This window comes from Campylobacter lari subsp. lari (genome assembly GCF_013372185.1).
Lineage (GTDB): Bacteria > Campylobacterota > Campylobacteria > Campylobacterales > Campylobacteraceae > Campylobacter_D > Campylobacter_D lari.
This window is the reverse complement of sequence record NZ_CP053830.1, coordinates 171,205-187,122: the sequence shown is the minus strand read 5'-3', so window position 1 is coordinate 187,122 and position 15,918 is coordinate 171,205. Positions and strand designations below refer to the sequence as shown.

Below are 15,918 nucleotides of genomic sequence, written 5' to 3'. Positions count from 1 at the left end.
ATGCAAATTAATCTTTTAAGCATTCAAAAAAATAATAATGATGAATTTAGTAAGATAGATGAGCATTATACTAAGCTCATTAAGAAATTTTGTAGTTTTAATGAAATATGTGTTTTTAATAACAAAATTAATCAAGCACAAAATACTAACTCTATAGAAGCAAAGAAATCTTATACAAATGCACTAAATCCTTACAAAAAAGGTTTTTGCATAGCATTAGACGAAAAGGGTAAAGAATTTACAAGCGTAGAATTTGCAAAATTATTGCAAGATAAAAATGAAATTACATTTTTTATAGGTGGTGCTTATGGATTTGAGCAAGAATTTATCGCACAAATGCATACAAGCATAGCTCTTAGTAAAATGACCTTAGTACATAAATTTGCTAAAACTATGCTTTTAGAGCAAATTTATCGTGCATTTTGCATTAATACAAATCACCCATATCACAAATAGGAGCGTTTATGCAAGAATTAAATCTTGAAGAATTTAAAAATATATTACTTCAAAGACAAAAAGAAATTTTACAAGAACTTCAAGGTAATATAGACAATATCCACAATCTACAAGATAGTGAACCTAGAGATGAAGTTGACTTACAACAAATTGACAATAGTTCTCATATTGATTTTAAAATCAATGAAAATTTAAAAGCCGAACTAGAAGAAATTAAACATTCATTAAGTAAAATAGATAACAATACTTATGGTATTTGTGAGTATTGTGAAGATGATATTCATCCTGAAAGACTTAAGGTTAAACCTCATGCAAAATATTGTATCAATTGTCGTGAAAATTTAGAAAAAAGGAAAGAGCTATGAAAATTAGATTATTTTTCTTTGCAAGTTTAGTTTATCTTCTAATCATCGCAGCCTTAGTTTATAATCTAAATTTAGGAAATTATACTTTTAAAATTTCCACCTTTGAATTAAATTTGCCTATTAGTTTATGGGTTGTTTTACCTGCTTTATTTTTAATGATATTAGCTTTAGCACATATGAGTTTTTATGGCTTTTTAAAACATTTACAATATAAAAATCTAATTAAAGATAGTAAAAATTATGAAAATTTTATTATTGATATTTTTTTAAAAAAAATAAGCAAGGTTAAATTTAAAACTCAAGAATTTCAAGATATAGCTAAAAATACGCAAGCTCTTTGTTTTAAAGAAAAAATTCAAAATCCTAAAATAGATGAAATTATTGATATTTTTGAGCACTTAGAAAAAAAAGAAATTGTAGAATTAAAAAAATATAAATTAGATTCAAATAATGAAATTTTCATTTTAAATGAAAAAAATCGCTTTCAAAATGATAGCAATTATGCTTTTTCTTTTATCAAAAACAAAGATATCTTAACAGGTGAGCTAGAAAATTTTGCTTATAAAATGGTGTTAGAAAATGCACCCTATAGTCAGATTAAAACACTAAAAACTCAAAAAAAACAAGATGATGTTTTATTACTTTTGGGTAGATTTGAAAAAGAAAATTTAGAATTAAATCATGCTGAAATTGAAGTTTTACTTAGTATGAATACTTTAGATGATAAGTCATATTTACGCTGTGCTAAAATGCTTTGTAAAAAAATAGAACCTCAAGTATTAATTGCTTTGTTTAAAAAGTTAAAAGATAATCATCCTCAAGCTTTAAGAGCTTATCTTTATACTTTAGCAGAATTTGGCATGTATGATGAATTGCTTAATGAATTAGGAAATGATCAAAATAAACATAAGGACTTTAGACTCTTACTCTTTTTAAGAGACCATAATAAAAAAATAGAACTTGAAAAATTAATACAATGATAGATTTTAGTAAAAAGCCTTTATTTTTAGCTCCTATGGCAGGTTTTTCAGACTTGCCATTAAGAAATTTAGTAAAGCAATTTGGGGCTGATGTAACCATTAGTGAAATGATAAGTTCTAATGCCTTAGTATATGAGAGCTCAAAAACTCTTAAAATGCTAGAAAAAGCCGAACTTGAAAATCCTTACATAGTTCAAATTGCAGGCTCAGACGAAAGCGTAATTTGCAAAGCAGTAGAAATTTTAAATCGTTTTGATTTTATAGATGGTATTGATTTTAATTGTGGTTGTCCTGTGAATAAGGTTATAAAACAATGTGCAGGTAGCGCTCTTTTACAAGATCTTGATAAATTACAAAGAATTTTAGAACTTATCAAAAAAACAAGCAATAAAAAATCAACTAGCGTCAAAGTAAGATTAGGATTTGATAAAAAAGATCCCATTGCCATCGCTAAAGCGTGTGAAAATGCTGGAGTAGATTTTATCAGTATGCATGGTCGCACTAGAAAACAAATGTATAGTGGAAATGCTGATTATGAAGCCATAGCTTTAGCCAAAGAAAATATCAAAATTCCTTTAGTTGCAAATGGTGATATTAGCGAAGATAATGCAAAAGAGGTGTTTAAAATAACAAATTGTGATGCTTTGATGATAGGGCGTGCAAGTGTAGGAAAACCTTGGATATTTTATGAGATAAAAACTGGTAAAAAAATCGAAAAAGCTATGAAAAATAAAATCATTTTTGCACATTTTGAAGAAATGTTAAAGCATTATAAAGAACAAGGCATAAGCATCTTTAGAAAACATTTGCATGAGTATTCTAAAGGTTATGATGATGCTTCTAATTTTAGAGATTGTGTTAATCGCATTAATGACGCAGAAATTATGCGAAAATATATTCAAGAATTTTTCAATAAGGAATGATTTTTGCTTGTAAATTGTCAAGCAATATGAATGAAGAGATACCATAAAACAAGGAAGGTTCATGGCAGCTCATATCAATTCAAAAGGGATTTACAAAGCATTAGGTGGCATTAGAACAAGTGCGAATAATTTAGCAGCACATGCTTCAAAGCTTAACAATCAAAGTTTAAATTTCGAGCAAGTTTTACAACAAACCCAACCAAAATGTATAAAAACTTGTTTACAAAACTCTCAAAAAGAACTTGAAAATTTGCTTGAAAATATTAAAAATAGCCAAGATACTATCACAAAAAATATACACAAAGATAGTGCAAATATCATTGCAAGATTGAGACAAGAAGTCATTATGATGTATGATATTACCCTTAAAAACCCTCTTTGATAATTTTATATAAATTATCAATATATTCATCGCTAAAATGCGATGAATTAAAACTCCTATATAATTTTACAAGATCTTTAGCATTAAACTCGTAACCAAAAGCGCATTTTTTATGAGCGGGCAAAAAAGCTCTTATTAGTACAACATTTTTTTGAATATACTCATCACAATAAAAACATACAAAACTTTTATGCAAACGCCCTTCAAAATCTAAAATTTTTAAATAAGCATCCACTATAACACGCTTGCAATCTTGCTTTTCAAAACGCTTAGCACAGTCTTCTAAAAGTTCAAAATAAAAACTATCGATCTCTTCAACATCTTTTAAATGCAAATAAAAAAGTCTAATAAACTCCTGCCAAAAAAACATTCTCTCTCTATCTAAAATCCAAGAAAAACCAATATGTAAAACATCTTTTAAACGTGGTAAAAATCTCGAACTTTCTTCAAGCTCAAAATCGATCTTATACCCACTTAGTATATTAGAATGACGCATGCCATAAAATCTATAACTTTTAATAACTTTTTTAGCACTTAAAAGATAAACGATTAAGTCCTCATCTTTTACACTCTGAGTGTGTAAAATATATCCTTGCATTTTATAAAAGTTCTATGCCATAAGCTTGCAAAATTTCATATGCACTATTTTCCAAAGACTTACTAAAACTCGCTGTTGCATTTTTATGTAATATAATTTTTGAGTTGATACTAGCGCTTTGAGCGAAAATAATATTGCTAAATACACAAATATGTGAAACAAGACCGCAAAATTCTATACTTTCATAATAATTTTGCTTTAAAAAATTGGCTAATTCTAAGCTACCAAAAGCATTCTTATAAAATATTTTTTTTGCATTTTTTAAATACACATCAAAATCACCTGGCATTTGCCAACCTAAAGTATCTCTAATACAATGACGAATAGGTAAATTTTTTCCTTCTTGAGTTTTTAAATAATTTTCATCATGCGTATCATAAGTAAAAACAATATCACCTTGATGATTTTTTAAAAGAGCAAGAATATTATCTTTTATCTTGGCAGCTTCTTCAAAACCCAAGCTACCATCGATAAAATCATTTTGATAATCAACAACAACTAAAAGCTTAGCCATTATCCTTAACCATAAAAAAGCTATCCATGTGGATATTTTCAAATGCAGTTTTTAAGCTTGTGAATAATTTTGGATTTTCTTTCTCTAAATTTGCTAAAAGCTGCTTAGCTTCTTCTCTTGCATGAGGAAATTTTACATTTTTTTCACTTAACTTCATGCCAGGACAAAATTCATTACCAATTACTTCTAATTCATTATTAATAGCATTTTCTCTTAATTGTCTTTCTCTTACAAAAATCAAAGGACGAATAACCTCTACGCCTCTTTTACTTTTATACTTGGGAGCTAAACTCCTAAGAGAGCCATTATAAATAAAATTCATAAAAAAACTCTCTACCGCATCATCTAAATGATGGGCTATGGCTAATTTATTAAAACCATTTTCCAAAGCATAAGTATATAAAGCACCACGCCTCATCCTTGAAAAATAGCTACAAAAACTAGAATTTTTTCTTATAGTATCACCTGAAATTTCATAAATATTAGAATCAATCACTTCATGATTAATACCATGTTCTTTGCAATGATTATGAAGTTTTGTATAATCTTCACCCATGCCATAACTTAAAGTTACTGCTTTGAGTTGAAATTTAAAAGGCGCATGCGCTTGCATACGCTTTAAAAGATGAGCTAAAGCTAGAGAGTCTTTACCGCCACTAAGTCCTAATAAAACTTTATCATTATCTCCTATTAAAGAAAATTTAGCATTAGCTTTAGCTACTTCTCTGATTAGTTTTTTACTAAGATTTATCATAATTTCTCACAAATTTTTAAGACAAAATTAGCTGAAATTTTAGCTGATTTTTCAACAAATTCATCAAAGTCAAATTCAGCTTTCTCACCTGCTTTATCACTCATTGATCTTAAAATTAAGCATGGAATTTTTAAAGCATCACATACCAAAGCTACACTAGCTCCTTCCATTTCACAAGCATCAGCATTAAAAATTTCTCTAATTTTTGCTTTTTTATTCTCATCACAAATAAACTCATCACCTGTAGCGATAATACCTGATTGTAATTTAACACCAAGTTCTTTAGCAACTTCTATAGCAAGATTATTAAGCTTATCGTCTGTTTTTATAAAAATTTCATTACCAGGAACATAGCCAAGAGGATGACCAAAAGCAGTGATATCTAAATCATATTGAGCTAATTTTGTAGCATAGATTAAATCACCTATATCTAAATTTGGATTAAAAGCACCAGCAACACCAGTAAAAAGTAAAACTTCAGCTTTAAATTTTTCTATCATAATAGTCGCACTAAGGGTAGAATTTACTTTCCCTATCTTAGAATAAGCGATAATTAATTCATGATTTTTATATTTTGCAAGATAATAAGTATTATTTGCATATTCGATTGTTTGATACTCTTTTAATGTTTCTAATAAAGGAGTAACCTCTTCAGGCATAGCTCCTAAAATGGCTATTTTCATTTAATTACCTTTAAAATTTCATCAATGTCTTCTATTTTACTTAAAGTATAAGTTTCTTTCTGGGTGATTTTTTTATTTAAACCCTTTAACACACTTGCGCCAAATTCTATATAAAAATCTACTTCTTCATCTATTGCTTTAATACTTTGTTTATAGAGAACAGGCTTGATAAGTTGCTCACTTAAAAGCATTAGAGCTTGATTTTTATCATTATACACTTTTGCATTAACATTTGACACTACACTTTTAAAGTTCTCTTTTAAAATAGGTTCTAATTCTTTTGTAAGTTTTAAAGATGCATTTTTTAATAATGGACAATGGCTTGCAACACTCATGTTTAAAAGCATAGCTCTTTTAGCCCCTGCATTTTTAAATTCACTCTCATAAGAAGCCAAATTAGGCTTTAAACCTGCTACTACAATTTGCCCATCACAATTATAATTAGCAGCAAAAATACTTTTTTGCTCACTTAATGCTTTTTGACAAAGTTCTTCTACTACTTTATCTTCAAGCCCTAAAATCACCATCATACCAGCTTCTATTTTAGAGCAATCTTCTTGCATGAATTGACCGCGTTTATTAACAAGCGCTATAACATCTAAAAAACTAAATGCATCTTGAGTTGCCAAAGCACTAAATTCTCCTAGTGAATGACCTAGGCTATACTTAGCTTCTATATCAACTTGCTCTTTTAAAGCTTCATAAGCCATTAGCGAGTTTAATACTATGGCCATTTGCGTAAATTCGCTTTTATTTAAATTTTCATTTTCTTTAAAAAGCAAATTTTTAAAATCAATTTTACAAAAATCACTAGCATTATCTAGTAATTCTTTTGCTTTTTTAGAATTATCATAAAAGCTCAAACCCATGCCAACACTTTGAGAGCCTTGACCTGGGAAAATAAATGCACTATTCATTAATGACCACCGCAGCAACCGCCGCCACCATGTCCATGGCCTCCACAACATCCGCCGCCACCATGTCCGTGATGATGATCATGATGATGTTCTCCGCCACCACATCCGCAACTTCTACTACCTGCAATAATTCCTGTTAAAATTTCATCTTCGCTTGCAGCTCTAACATCTACGATATTGATTGAAAACAACAAGTCTTTTCCTGCATAAGCATGATTGTAATCAATAGTAACTTCATTTTCAGTAATTTCTCTAACAATTACTCTTACCGTATTACCATCTTCACCTTCGCCAAAAAGCTCCATACCAATTTGCAAATCAATCCCTGCAAACTGCTCTTTTGGTAAAGTTTGTAATGCATTTGCATCATATTCACCCAAAGCATTTTCTTTTTTTATCACAATATCAGCATTACAAGGAGCATTAAGTTTTTGAATTTCTTCTTCTAATCCTTCTAAAATTTGACCTTTACCCAAAATAAAAGAAATAGGTTCAGCATAAATATTTGATTCTAAAACTTCATTGGTATTTGCATCTTTTAATTCATAAAACATTGAAACTACACTATTTTTTTCTATAGCCATTTTATCTCCTTTGTTATTTTCTATCTGGTGAAACTTTTGCTTCAGGGCTATCAGGATAAGCCGTTTTTAAAGCTTTATAAAATTTATTTGCACTTTTTGGATCCCCAACCTTATCTAGGCTAATAGCTGTATGATAAAGCAATTTTGGTACATAATCGCCTTTAGTGCTTATAGCAGAACTTTTCTTATAAAATCCCAAAGCACCTGCGTAATCTTGCTGCTTATATCTTATCTCTCCAAGCCAAAAAGTAGATCTAGCAGGTTTATAATGAATACTTATTAGATGTTCAAATTTTTCTTTTGCATCCTCAAATTGATTTTTATTAGTTTCTTCTATCGCTTTTTTCAAAATTTCACTAGATTGCAACTTTTTCCAACTATCATCTTTTACTTCAATCACTTCATCTTGAGTTTCATTTACATCTTGAATGACTTCTTCGGTTTTATTATCATCACTTACAATAGGAACAACTGGAGTAATTTTTGTTTGATTTTGCACTCTAGCTATTTCAGATTGAAAAAAACTTATAGTTTTATTCATATCTTCTTTTGAAATATAATCATCATTGATTTTATTAATCAAAGTCGTAATTTCACTTAAAACTTTTTGAATTTCTTGATGATTTTTTTCTTGAATTTGCCTATTTTCCTCCACATAAGCTCTTAAATTTTGAATTTCTTGAGTTATGTTTGCATCAAAATTTTGATAAGTTTCTTCTAATGAAAGCAATTTTGTGTTAGCTTTTGAATATTGAGCATTCAAACCCTCTGTTACACTTTGCAATCCTTCTATATTCTCTACTGCTGTATTTATTTTACTTGTTAAATTTGTATAATATTCATTCAATGCCCTTAGGCGTTCTTGATTTTCATATTGTAATTTTTCATTTTGAGTTAAGCCATAAGGTGTTTTTGTATCTACTTTTCCTGCATCAAAAGCTGAAATTTCAGCGTGTAAAAAAGTAGCCCCTAAAAGAGCTACTGATAATAATTTTAATTTCATTTATTTAAAACTTATTTTGATAATTTAAATTCTGCACGGCGATTTTGAGCATCGCAAGCTTTTGTTCTTTCAGTACATACAGGATTAGTTTCTCCATAGCTTTTAACGCTAATTCTATCTGCGCTAACACCTTGAGCTACTAAAGATTCTTTTACCGCTTTAGCTCTTTTTAGACCTAAAGCTTGATTATACTCATCAGTTCCCCACTCATCGCAGTTTCCTTCAACTACTATTGCAGCATTAGCAGCTTCTTTATTAAAGATTTCAGCATTATTTGCAATAACTTTTTGCATATCTGATCTAACATTAAATTTATCAAAATCAAAATATACATTTGCTACAGAATTTAAAGATTCAAGATTTTCAAATCTATCAGATCCACCACTACCTTTTGAGCCATCTACACTACTTGAACTACTAACACTAGTGTTTTTAGTAGCACAACCACTTACAATAACAGCAAATGCAGTAATTGAAGCAAAAATGATTTTTTTCATTGATTTCCCCTTTTATTTATTTAAAAATCATAATTTAATTATAACAAAAAAAATGTGATTTTAGTATTTTACCAATCAATTGATTGAATTTTGCCCACTTTTAAGCCATAATGAAAAGCTTTATTTGCATTAATTCGAATAACACCTAAAGCACTTTGAGAGCCTAAGTACTTAATAAACACAACACTTTCTCCATCACTTGAAAATCTTGGAAAAAGATTTTTACCATTTGCAGTGAGTTGTCTTATGTAATCACTTTGGGTTGACATCAAATAAAGATTAAAAACTCCGCTTTGACTTATTTCTCTACTAGAATAAACCATATAGTGTTTATAAGTAGAAACCGAAGAATTATTTTTACCATGAAAAACAACTTGTTCTGTTAAATTTGAATCTAAATTTTGCATAAAAATATTTGGATAACCTAAACGATCAGACACAAATATAATTTTTTTATCACCATCAACAAAATTGCCATTTACATCAATACCCATATAGTTTGTAATTTGTGTCAGATTTTTTGAGTCTACATCATACAAATATACATCAGGTTGGTCTTTTGGAGCCATGGTAAGTAAAATTTTTTTGCCATCATCACTCACATCAGAAGCAACCATCATACCTTTGCTAGCAATAATTTTTGTTATATTTTTATTTTTCATATTATATTTATAAAGAGTTGGAATCTCATCTTCATAGGCAGTAAAATAAAAAGCATTTTGCTCTTTATTTGCCCATTTAGGAAACAAATTTAAGCCTTTTGAAATCAATACTTTTTGGTAAGTTAAAGTATAATCTGCTAATAAAATATCACTTTGCTTACTACCTTGAGTTCTAGCTATTAAAATTTTATGGTCCATCCAATCAACCGGAGCAAAACCTAATTTTTTATTCATTTGAGCAACACTTCTATGCGCTAAAAATGGATACTCTTCGATAGAAAGAATTTGTTCATAAAATCTTGTTTTAGTTTCATTTGCAGCTAAAATTTCAACATCAATATCTAAAAGCTTACCATTTTTATTTAATATATAAGAAAAAATATAATCACCTTGTTTTTCATCTTGAGTTATCTCGAAATTTGAACTTACTTTTATATCATTAACAAGCATATTATAAAAACTTTTTTTAAGATCTAAATCATTCAATTTAGACTGATCTTTAATGTAAATTTTTGGCAATTGCATACCTTTATTAACAACAGATATTGTTGCATCTTGTCCAAATAATACTGAACAAAAAAATAAAAATACTAGTATTTTTTTCATTGTTTCTCCGTTTTAAACTCAATTATATCACTAAGTTGCATTTTAATTTTTCTTATTTTACCATTTGGAGGTAAAGTTATGTATTTTCCTTCTAAATTTTGTAAAAATTCTTTTGCTTTTTTGTCAAAATTATCACTATGAGCACTAGTAGTGTTTAACAAGTAAAAATAACCATTATTATCAATTACAAATTCTACTTCTATACTTAAATTACCACTAGGATTATAAATTCTCCATCGATCTTCAAGGTATTTTCTAACAGTGCCTAAGAATTGATCATAAACCCCTATTTTTTGCTCCATAACAGACTGACCTAATTCTTGATTTATTTTTAAATTTTCATTGAGCTGTTTAGAAAAATCATTGATTTGTTCTCTTTGGGCAAAAGTAGGTTTTTTTGAAGGCATGGAAGATTGCACTTTTGTCGTTTTTTCTTCTTGGTAATCTTCTATTTTACCAAACAACTCATTAAAAACACTTGCTTGTTGCTCTATATTTTGCGTGTTAACGTTTTTATTAGTAGTATATTTTTGTAAAAGATTTTCTTCAAATAAACTTTGTAAATTTTCTTTTTGTAATTCTTGTATCATATTTACTTGATTTTGATTGATGCTATCTCCAAGCTCTATATTGATAAAACTATTAGGATCATCAGTATATTCAATGGCTTTTGGTTTATACCCAACCAACTTAAAAAATACCAAAAAAACAACAAAAAAATAGACTAAAATTGCATAAATAAAAGCTTTAAGATTGTGTGTAGAATTTTCTTCCATTTTTTACTCAGTTTGCAAGGCAACTTTTTGGAAACCTAAATGTTTCATTGTTCTTAAAACACTCATTACATCATCATATTTTAGATTCTTATCTGCTCTTATAAAAACTGTCTCTTGAGTATTATACTGAACTTTTAAAGCATTCATATTATCTGCAAAACTTATAAAATCAAATTTATCTTTTCCTATAAAAATTTCTTTTTTTGCATTAATTGTTATAATCAAACTTTTAATGTTTGGCGCACTTGAAGTTTTTTGTGAACCTTGAGGAAGTTGAACCTTTTCTTCATATGTGATACTTGGTGCTGTTACCATTAAAATAGCAAGCAACACAAGCATAATATCTACTAAGGGTGTAATATTGAGTTCAGGTTTTTCTTCTAAAAACATTAACTATGCCTTTGTAGAGCTTACCAATACTTTGATCTCACTATCTAAGATATTAATCAATTCATAGGCTTTACGCTTAATAATCAAGTGAAAACTGTATGCAGGAATCGCCACTAAAATACCACAACCTGTAGCCACCAAAGCTTCACTGATTTTAGGAGCTATAATACTTAAAGAATTTTGCATCTCTAAGCCACCAAAAGTTTCAAGTATAGAAATGACCGTACCAAAAAGACCTATAAAAGGAGAGGTTGAAGCGATAATGCTAAGCCAAGTTAACCCTACTGTAGCTTTTTTTTCAACAGAATTTTTATAAATATTCATCTTTATTTCATCAACTTCAACACATTTTTTTAAAATTGATGCACTTTGACTTAAATCTTTTTCGCCTCTCATTAAAGCTTCTAAAGCTTGGCTTTCATTTTGAGTCCATTTATTAATAAGCATCAACCTTGAAAATAATATACTAAAACTAAGTATGAAATACACCGAAAGCCAAGCTAATACTATATAAGTGATTAAGCTTGTATTTTCAAAAAAATGAAAAATTGCTTGAAAATCCACTATTTTTGCCTTACATTATTATCCATTTTAGCAAAAGTAGAAGCAAGTGCAATACTATCACTACTCATAGATTTAATTAAATCTTTTGCTTCTTCTAATCTTTTTGCTATTTCGCTATCACTATTTCCTCCAACCCATACAGCACCTTTTGCTAAAACACTCACTTTAGTTTCAGAAACTTTTGCATGACCTGAATCAATAGCAACTAATTCATGAGTTGAATCTGATTTTTCTATATCTATAATTCCTGCTTTTAAAGAAGAAATTAAAGATGCATGTCCTTTTAAAACACCAAATTCACCCTCACTTCCAGGAAGAACTACTAATCTTGCATCCCCTTGATAAATCATGCCAAGGGGTGTAATGATTTCTAAAGATATTAAATCTTGCATAAATTAACCTTTTTTAGCCTTATCCACTTTACAATTATCTAAACAAACGTCTTTTCTGCTAACCTCTTTAAGTGTTTCAGCTTTTGCTATAGCTTCATCTATATTACCAACCATATAGAAAGCATTTTCTGGTAAATCATCATATTTACCTTCTAAAATACCTTTAAATCCTGCAATTGTATCTTCTAAGCTAATATATTTTCCAGGGCTACCTGTGAAAACTTCAGCGACGAAGAATGGTTGAGATAGGAATTTTTCAATTTTTCTTGCTCTTTCAACAATCAATTTATCTTCTTCGCTTAATTCATCCATACCTAAAATAGCAATAATATCTTGCAAATCTTTATATTTTTGTAATACTGATTGAACTCCACGAGCCACTTTATAGTGTTCTTCTCCTATGATTTGAGGATCTAACATTCTTGAAGTAGAATCAAGTGGATCAACAGCAGGATAAATACCTTTTTCAGCGATTGATCTATTTAAAACCGTTGTTGCATCTAAGTGCGCAAAAACTGTTGCTGGTGCAGGGTCTGTTAAGTCATCTGCTGGCACATAAACTGCTTGAACTGAAGTAATAGATCCTTTCTTGGTTGAAGTAATTCTTTCTTGGAACTTACCCATTTCACTAGCTAGGGTTGGTTGATAACCAACAGCTGAAGGAATTCTTCCTAAAAGCGCTGACATTTCTGAACCTGATTGAGAAAATCTAAAAATATTATCAATAAACATTAAAACATCAAGTCCCATTTCATCTCTAAAATACTCAGCCATAGTAAGACCTGTTAAAGCTATACGATTTCTTGCCCCTGGCGGTTCATTCATTTGACCATAACACAATGCAACTTTATCTAATACATTACTTTCTTTCATTTCATTGTAAAGGTCATTACCCTCACGAGTTCTTTCGCCAACACCTGCAAAAACAGAATATCCGCTATGTTTAAATGCAACATTGTGAATTAATTCCATAATAATAACGGTTTTACCAACACCTGCACCACCAAAAAGACCAACTTTTCCACCTTTAGCATAAGGAGCTAGCAAATCAACAACCTTTATACCTGTTTCAAAGATTTCGCTTTTTGTACTTTGTTCTTCAAATGGAGGTGGATCTCTATGAATTGACCAGTGCTTATCAAAATTGATTTCTTCACCCTCATCAATCAAATCACCCGTTACATTAAAAATTCTTCCAAGAACTTTTTCGCCTACTGGAACACTAATTGGATTTCCAGTTGCGACGGCTGTTAAACCTCTAACAAGACCATCTGTCATATCCATAGCGATGGTTCTTACTTTATTATCGCCTAAATGTGCAGCTACTTCAAGAACTAGCTTGCATTCTTTTCCTTCTAATTCATAATTAACAACAATAGCTTCATTAATTTGTGGAAGATAGTCTTTAAATTCAACATCAACCACTGGTCCTAAAACTTGAGAAATAAAACCTTGCATCATCACTCCTAAATTTATTTCATTGACTCAACACCGCTGATGATTTCTATCAACTCGGTGGTAATAGATTCTTGTCTTGCTTTATTATAAGCTAAATTAAGTTGCTTAACTCTAGCTTTTGCATTATTGGTTGCATTATCCATAGCTTGCATTCTAGCACTATGTTCAGCCGCTAAAGAATCAACTAAAGAAAAATACATATTATATTCAAAATAAGTTTTTAACAAATCATTTAAAATTTCTTCATCTTCTGGTTCTAAGTCCATTAAAGATTCAGACTTTTGTTCTTCTTTACTAACAATAGCTTCTACTGGCAACAATTCATTAATACGAATTTCTTGAGAAATCATATTTTTATAACCATTATGAATGATTACAATTTTATCTGTCACGCCATTTACAAAATCATCAACAGCTTTTTGGATAATAGCACAAGCCTTATCATAATCTGGACTTGAACTTGTATCTAAATATTTTTCCAAAATTTCTATATTTTGAAAATTAAAATATTCTATACCTGTTTTACCAATAGCTCTTAATCTTACTTTGATTTTTTTTGTTTTGCAATCTTCAAGCATTTCATTTACGGCTTTAATGGTTTTAATATTAAATCCACCACACAAGCCTTTATCGGCTGTGACAAAAATAATATCCATTTTTTCTATATTATCTTTTTTTCTAAAAAATGGAAGTTTATCATCAAGCCCTTCGTATTGATTGATCTTAAACGCAATTTCTGACAAAACTTCATCAATTTTTTGAGCAAAAACCTTTGATTTTTTAGCTGCCTCTTCTGCTTTTCTTAATTTAGCAGTAGAGACAAGCTTCATCGCATTGGTTGTCTTTTGTGTGTTATGAACACTTTTTATCTTTCTTTTGATTTCTTTTAAATTAGACATTTAAAAACCTTATATATGGTTTGCTTTAAACTCACTCAATGCTTTAGCTAATTTTTCTTCTAAATCCTTATCTAAAGCTTTTTTAGTTCTAATTTGCTCAAAAATTTCTGGATACTTAGCCTCAATAAATGGATATAAAGCTGCTTCGAATTCTCCAATTTTTGAAACTGCAACATCATCTAAATAACCTTTAGTACCCGCAAAAATAATCACAACTTGATTTTCTGGTGAAAGTGGAGAATATGGAGGTTGCTTTAAAACTTCAACCATTCTTTGTCCACGCTCAAGTTGCTTTCTACTAGCTTCATCCAAATCACTTGCAAATTGTGCAAAAGCTTGAAGTTCTCTGTACTGAGCTAAATCAAGTCTTAATGTACCTGAAACTTGTTTTGTTGCTTTAATTTGCGCGGCACCACCAACACGAGATACAGATAAACCAACATTAATCGCAGGGCGAATACCTGAGTTAAATAAATCTGTTTCTAAAAAAATTTGACCATCTGTAATTGAAATAACATTAGTTGGAATATAAGCTGAAACATCCCCTGCTTGAGTTTCAATAATAGGAAGTGCAGTCAAGCTTCCCGCGCCAAGCTCATCGCTTAATTTACTTGCTCTTTCAAGCAACCTTGAATGTAGATAGAACACATCTCCTGGATAAGCTTCACGACCTGGAGGACGACGTAAAATCAAAGACATTTCACGATATGCAACAGCGTGTTTACTTAAATCATCATAAACGATCAATGCATGTCTTGAATTATCTCTAAAATATTCACCCATAGTTACCCCAGCATATGGCGCAAGATATTGTAATGCAGCAGGATCTGATGCACCCGCATTCACCACTATAGTATAATCCATTGCACCATATTCTTCAAGTTTTTTAACTACTTGAGCTACAGTACTTTGTTTTTGACCAATTGCAACATAAATACAAATAACATCTTTACCTTTTTGACTAATGATAGTGTCAATTGCCACAGTTGTTTTACCAGTTTGTCTATCACCAATAATCAATTCTCTTTGTCCTCTACCAATTGGAACTAAAGCATCAATTGCTTTAATACCTGTGTGTAATGGTTCATGAACACTTTTTCTAGCCATAATGCCTTTTGCTTTTTCTTCCACAAAACGATATTCACTCGCTTCAATTACACCTTTAGCATCAATTGGCTCACCTAAAGCATTTACAACACGCCCTATCAACGCATCTCCAACTGGAACTTTTAAAAGTTTTTTTAATCTTTTTACTGAGCTTCCTTCCTTAAATCCAAGTCTCTTACCTAAGATAACAATACCAACACTTGATTCTTCAAGGTTAAGAACCATTCCTTTTTCGCCATTTTCAAATTCAACCATCTCTCCAGCCATAGCATTTTTAAGGCCATATACCTTAGCAACACCATCGGCAACTGAAATAATTTTACCGGTTTCTTCTATTTCAAGATTAAAGTCAAATTTTTCAATTCTTTCTTTTATAATAGAACTAATTTCATCTGCTTTAAATTTCAT

General features: G+C 29.9%; 21 protein-coding genes. 5 read left to right on the top strand and 16 right to left on the bottom strand.

Annotation, left to right across the window (positions count from 1 at the left end):
* From CLLT_RS01070 to CLLT_RS01050, 5 genes are all read left to right on the top strand, one after another.
* Positions 1-456, top strand: a complete 456-nt coding sequence (locus CLLT_RS01070; RefSeq protein ID WP_012660960.1) for a 23S rRNA (pseudouridine(1915)-N(3))-methyltransferase RlmH — start codon at positions 1-3, stop codon at positions 454-456.
* Positions 457-464: 8 nt separating this feature from the next.
* Positions 465-821: an RNA polymerase-binding protein DksA gene (gene dksA, locus CLLT_RS01065; protein WP_012660959.1), complete on the top strand. Its 357-nt coding sequence runs from the start codon at positions 465-467 to the stop codon at positions 819-821.
* Positions 818-1,801: a hypothetical protein gene (locus tag CLLT_RS01060; protein WP_070256272.1), complete on the top strand. Its 984-nt coding sequence runs from the start codon at positions 818-820 to the stop codon at positions 1,799-1,801. The genes dksA and CLLT_RS01060 overlap by 4 nt, the downstream gene beginning before the upstream one ends.
* Positions 1,798-2,724 (top strand): tRNA dihydrouridine synthase, encoded by a 927-nt coding sequence (locus CLLT_RS01055; RefSeq protein ID WP_070256275.1) that lies wholly within the window; start codon positions 1,798-1,800, stop codon positions 2,722-2,724. Before CLLT_RS01060 ends, CLLT_RS01055 begins: the two co-directional genes overlap by 4 nt.
* A 61-nt stretch (positions 2,725-2,785) precedes the next feature.
* On the top strand, positions 2,786-3,106 hold the full coding sequence (locus CLLT_RS01050) for a hypothetical protein (RefSeq protein ID WP_070256278.1): 321 nt from the start codon (positions 2,786-2,788) through the stop codon (positions 3,104-3,106).
* On the opposite strand, the gene recO is transcribed toward CLLT_RS01050, so the two are convergent.
* The 16 genes from recO to atpA all read right to left on the bottom strand — a co-directional run bounded on the left by recO (position 3,090) and on the right by atpA (position 15,918).
* Positions 3,090-3,704 carry a recombination protein RecO gene (gene recO / locus CLLT_RS01045; RefSeq protein ID WP_074692521.1) on the bottom strand — a complete coding sequence of 205 codons (615 nt, stop codon included), beginning with the start codon at positions 3,702-3,704 and terminating at the stop codon, positions 3,090-3,092. The two genes, CLLT_RS01050 and recO, sit on opposite strands and share 17 nt — an antisense overlap.
* 1 nt (position 3,705) lies before the next feature.
* Positions 3,706-4,218: a cysteine hydrolase family protein gene (locus tag CLLT_RS01040; protein WP_012660954.1), complete on the bottom strand. Its 513-nt coding sequence runs from the start codon at positions 4,216-4,218 to the stop codon at positions 3,706-3,708.
* Entirely contained in the window at positions 4,211-4,972 is a 762-nt protein-coding gene (locus CLLT_RS01035; protein WP_012660953.1) for a tRNA 2-thiocytidine(32) synthetase TtcA, read from the bottom strand. Before CLLT_RS01035 ends, CLLT_RS01040 begins: the two co-directional genes overlap by 8 nt.
* Positions 4,969-5,655 (bottom strand): 5'-methylthioadenosine/adenosylhomocysteine nucleosidase, encoded by a 687-nt coding sequence (locus tag CLLT_RS01030; RefSeq protein ID WP_070256284.1) that lies wholly within the window; start codon positions 5,653-5,655, stop codon positions 4,969-4,971. Before CLLT_RS01030 ends, CLLT_RS01035 begins: the two co-directional genes overlap by 4 nt.
* Positions 5,652-6,572: an ACP S-malonyltransferase gene (fabD, locus tag CLLT_RS01025; protein WP_074692522.1), complete on the bottom strand. Its 921-nt coding sequence runs from the start codon at positions 6,570-6,572 to the stop codon at positions 5,652-5,654. The genes CLLT_RS01030 and fabD overlap by 4 nt, the downstream gene beginning before the upstream one ends.
* Entirely contained in the window at positions 6,572-7,156 is a 585-nt protein-coding gene (locus tag CLLT_RS01020) for an FKBP-type peptidyl-prolyl cis-trans isomerase (RefSeq protein WP_074692524.1), read from the bottom strand. The genes fabD and CLLT_RS01020 overlap by 1 nt, the downstream gene beginning before the upstream one ends.
* 13 nt (positions 7,157-7,169) lie before the next feature.
* Complete coding sequence (locus CLLT_RS01015; RefSeq protein WP_074692525.1) at positions 7,170-8,159, bottom strand: tetratricopeptide repeat protein; 990 nt, start codon at positions 8,157-8,159, stop codon at positions 7,170-7,172.
* 11 nt (positions 8,160-8,170) lie between these two features.
* Positions 8,171-8,656: a peptidoglycan-associated lipoprotein Pal gene (pal, locus tag CLLT_RS01010; protein WP_012660948.1), complete on the bottom strand. Its 486-nt coding sequence runs from the start codon at positions 8,654-8,656 to the stop codon at positions 8,171-8,173.
* Between the two features lie 68 nt (positions 8,657-8,724).
* Positions 8,725-9,924 (bottom strand): Tol-Pal system protein TolB, encoded by a 1,200-nt coding sequence (gene tolB, locus CLLT_RS01005; protein ID WP_074692527.1) that lies wholly within the window; start codon positions 9,922-9,924, stop codon positions 8,725-8,727.
* Positions 9,921-10,700: a TonB C-terminal domain-containing protein gene (locus CLLT_RS01000; RefSeq protein WP_074692528.1), complete on the bottom strand. Its 780-nt coding sequence runs from the start codon at positions 10,698-10,700 to the stop codon at positions 9,921-9,923. Before CLLT_RS01000 ends, tolB begins: the two co-directional genes overlap by 4 nt.
* A gap of 3 nt (positions 10,701-10,703) precedes the next feature.
* Positions 10,704-11,090: an ExbD/TolR family protein gene (locus tag CLLT_RS00995; protein WP_012660945.1), complete on the bottom strand. Its 387-nt coding sequence runs from the start codon at positions 11,088-11,090 to the stop codon at positions 10,704-10,706.
* 3 nt (positions 11,091-11,093) lie between these two features.
* Complete coding sequence (locus tag CLLT_RS00990; protein WP_074692530.1) at positions 11,094-11,654, bottom strand: MotA/TolQ/ExbB proton channel family protein; 561 nt, start codon at positions 11,652-11,654, stop codon at positions 11,094-11,096.
* Positions 11,654-12,046 carry an ATP synthase F1 subunit epsilon gene (atpC, locus tag CLLT_RS00985; RefSeq protein ID WP_012660943.1) on the bottom strand — a complete coding sequence of 131 codons (393 nt, stop codon included), beginning with the start codon at positions 12,044-12,046 and terminating at the stop codon, positions 11,654-11,656. Before atpC ends, CLLT_RS00990 begins: the two co-directional genes overlap by 1 nt.
* A gap of 3 nt (positions 12,047-12,049) precedes the next feature.
* Entirely contained in the window at positions 12,050-13,504 is a 1,455-nt protein-coding gene (gene atpD / locus CLLT_RS00980) for a F0F1 ATP synthase subunit beta (protein WP_012660942.1), read from the bottom strand.
* 14 nt (positions 13,505-13,518) lie between these two features.
* Positions 13,519-14,403, bottom strand: a complete 885-nt coding sequence (atpG, locus tag CLLT_RS00975; RefSeq protein ID WP_012660941.1) for an ATP synthase F1 subunit gamma — start codon at positions 14,401-14,403, stop codon at positions 13,519-13,521.
* Between the two features lie 9 nt (positions 14,404-14,412).
* A complete protein-coding gene (gene atpA / locus CLLT_RS00970) occupies positions 14,413-15,918 on the bottom strand; it encodes a F0F1 ATP synthase subunit alpha (RefSeq protein WP_074692531.1) in 1,506 nt (501 codons plus the stop codon).

Coding starts and splice junctions, on each gene's coding strand:
- CLLT_RS01070 (WP_012660960.1), top strand. CDS start 1: ATGCAAATTAATCTTTTAAGCATTCAAAAAAATAATAATGATGAATTT.
- dksA (WP_012660959.1), top strand. CDS start 465: ATGCAAGAATTAAATCTTGAAGAATTTAAAAATATATTACTTCAAAGA.
- CLLT_RS01060 (WP_070256272.1), top strand. CDS start 818: ATGAAAATTAGATTATTTTTCTTTGCAAGTTTAGTTTATCTTCTAATC.
- CLLT_RS01055 (WP_070256275.1), top strand. CDS start 1,798: ATGATAGATTTTAGTAAAAAGCCTTTATTTTTAGCTCCTATGGCAGGT.
- CLLT_RS01050 (WP_070256278.1), top strand. CDS start 2,786: ATGGCAGCTCATATCAATTCAAAAGGGATTTACAAAGCATTAGGTGGC.
- recO (WP_074692521.1), bottom strand. CDS start 3,704: ATGCAAGGATATATTTTACACACTCAGAGTGTAAAAGATGAGGACTTA.
- CLLT_RS01040 (WP_012660954.1), bottom strand. CDS start 4,218: ATGGCTAAGCTTTTAGTTGTTGTTGATTATCAAAATGATTTTATCGAT.
- CLLT_RS01035 (WP_012660953.1), bottom strand. CDS start 4,972: ATGATAAATCTTAGTAAAAAACTAATCAGAGAAGTAGCTAAAGCTAAT.
- CLLT_RS01030 (WP_070256284.1), bottom strand. CDS start 5,655: ATGAAAATAGCCATTTTAGGAGCTATGCCTGAAGAGGTTACTCCTTTA.
- fabD (WP_074692522.1), bottom strand. CDS start 6,572: ATGAATAGTGCATTTATTTTCCCAGGTCAAGGCTCTCAAAGTGTTGGC.
- CLLT_RS01020 (WP_074692524.1), bottom strand. CDS start 7,156: ATGGCTATAGAAAAAAATAGTGTAGTTTCAATGTTTTATGAATTAAAA.
- CLLT_RS01015 (WP_074692525.1), bottom strand. CDS start 8,159: ATGAAATTAAAATTATTATCAGTAGCTCTTTTAGGGGCTACTTTTTTA.
- pal (WP_012660948.1), bottom strand. CDS start 8,656: ATGAAAAAAATCATTTTTGCTTCAATTACTGCATTTGCTGTTATTGTA.
- tolB (WP_074692527.1), bottom strand. CDS start 9,924: ATGAAAAAAATACTAGTATTTTTATTTTTTTGTTCAGTATTATTTGGA.
- CLLT_RS01000 (WP_074692528.1), bottom strand. CDS start 10,700: ATGGAAGAAAATTCTACACACAATCTTAAAGCTTTTATTTATGCAATT.
- CLLT_RS00995 (WP_012660945.1), bottom strand. CDS start 11,090: ATGTTTTTAGAAGAAAAACCTGAACTCAATATTACACCCTTAGTAGAT.
- atpC (WP_012660943.1), bottom strand. CDS start 12,046: ATGCAAGATTTAATATCTTTAGAAATCATTACACCCCTTGGCATGATT.
- atpD (WP_012660942.1), bottom strand. CDS start 13,504: ATGCAAGGTTTTATTTCTCAAGTTTTAGGACCAGTGGTTGATGTTGAA.
- atpG (WP_012660941.1), bottom strand. CDS start 14,403: ATGTCTAATTTAAAAGAAATCAAAAGAAAGATAAAAAGTGTTCATAAC.
- atpA (WP_074692531.1), bottom strand. CDS start 15,918: ATGAAATTTAAAGCAGATGAAATTAGTTCTATTATAAAAGAAAGAATT.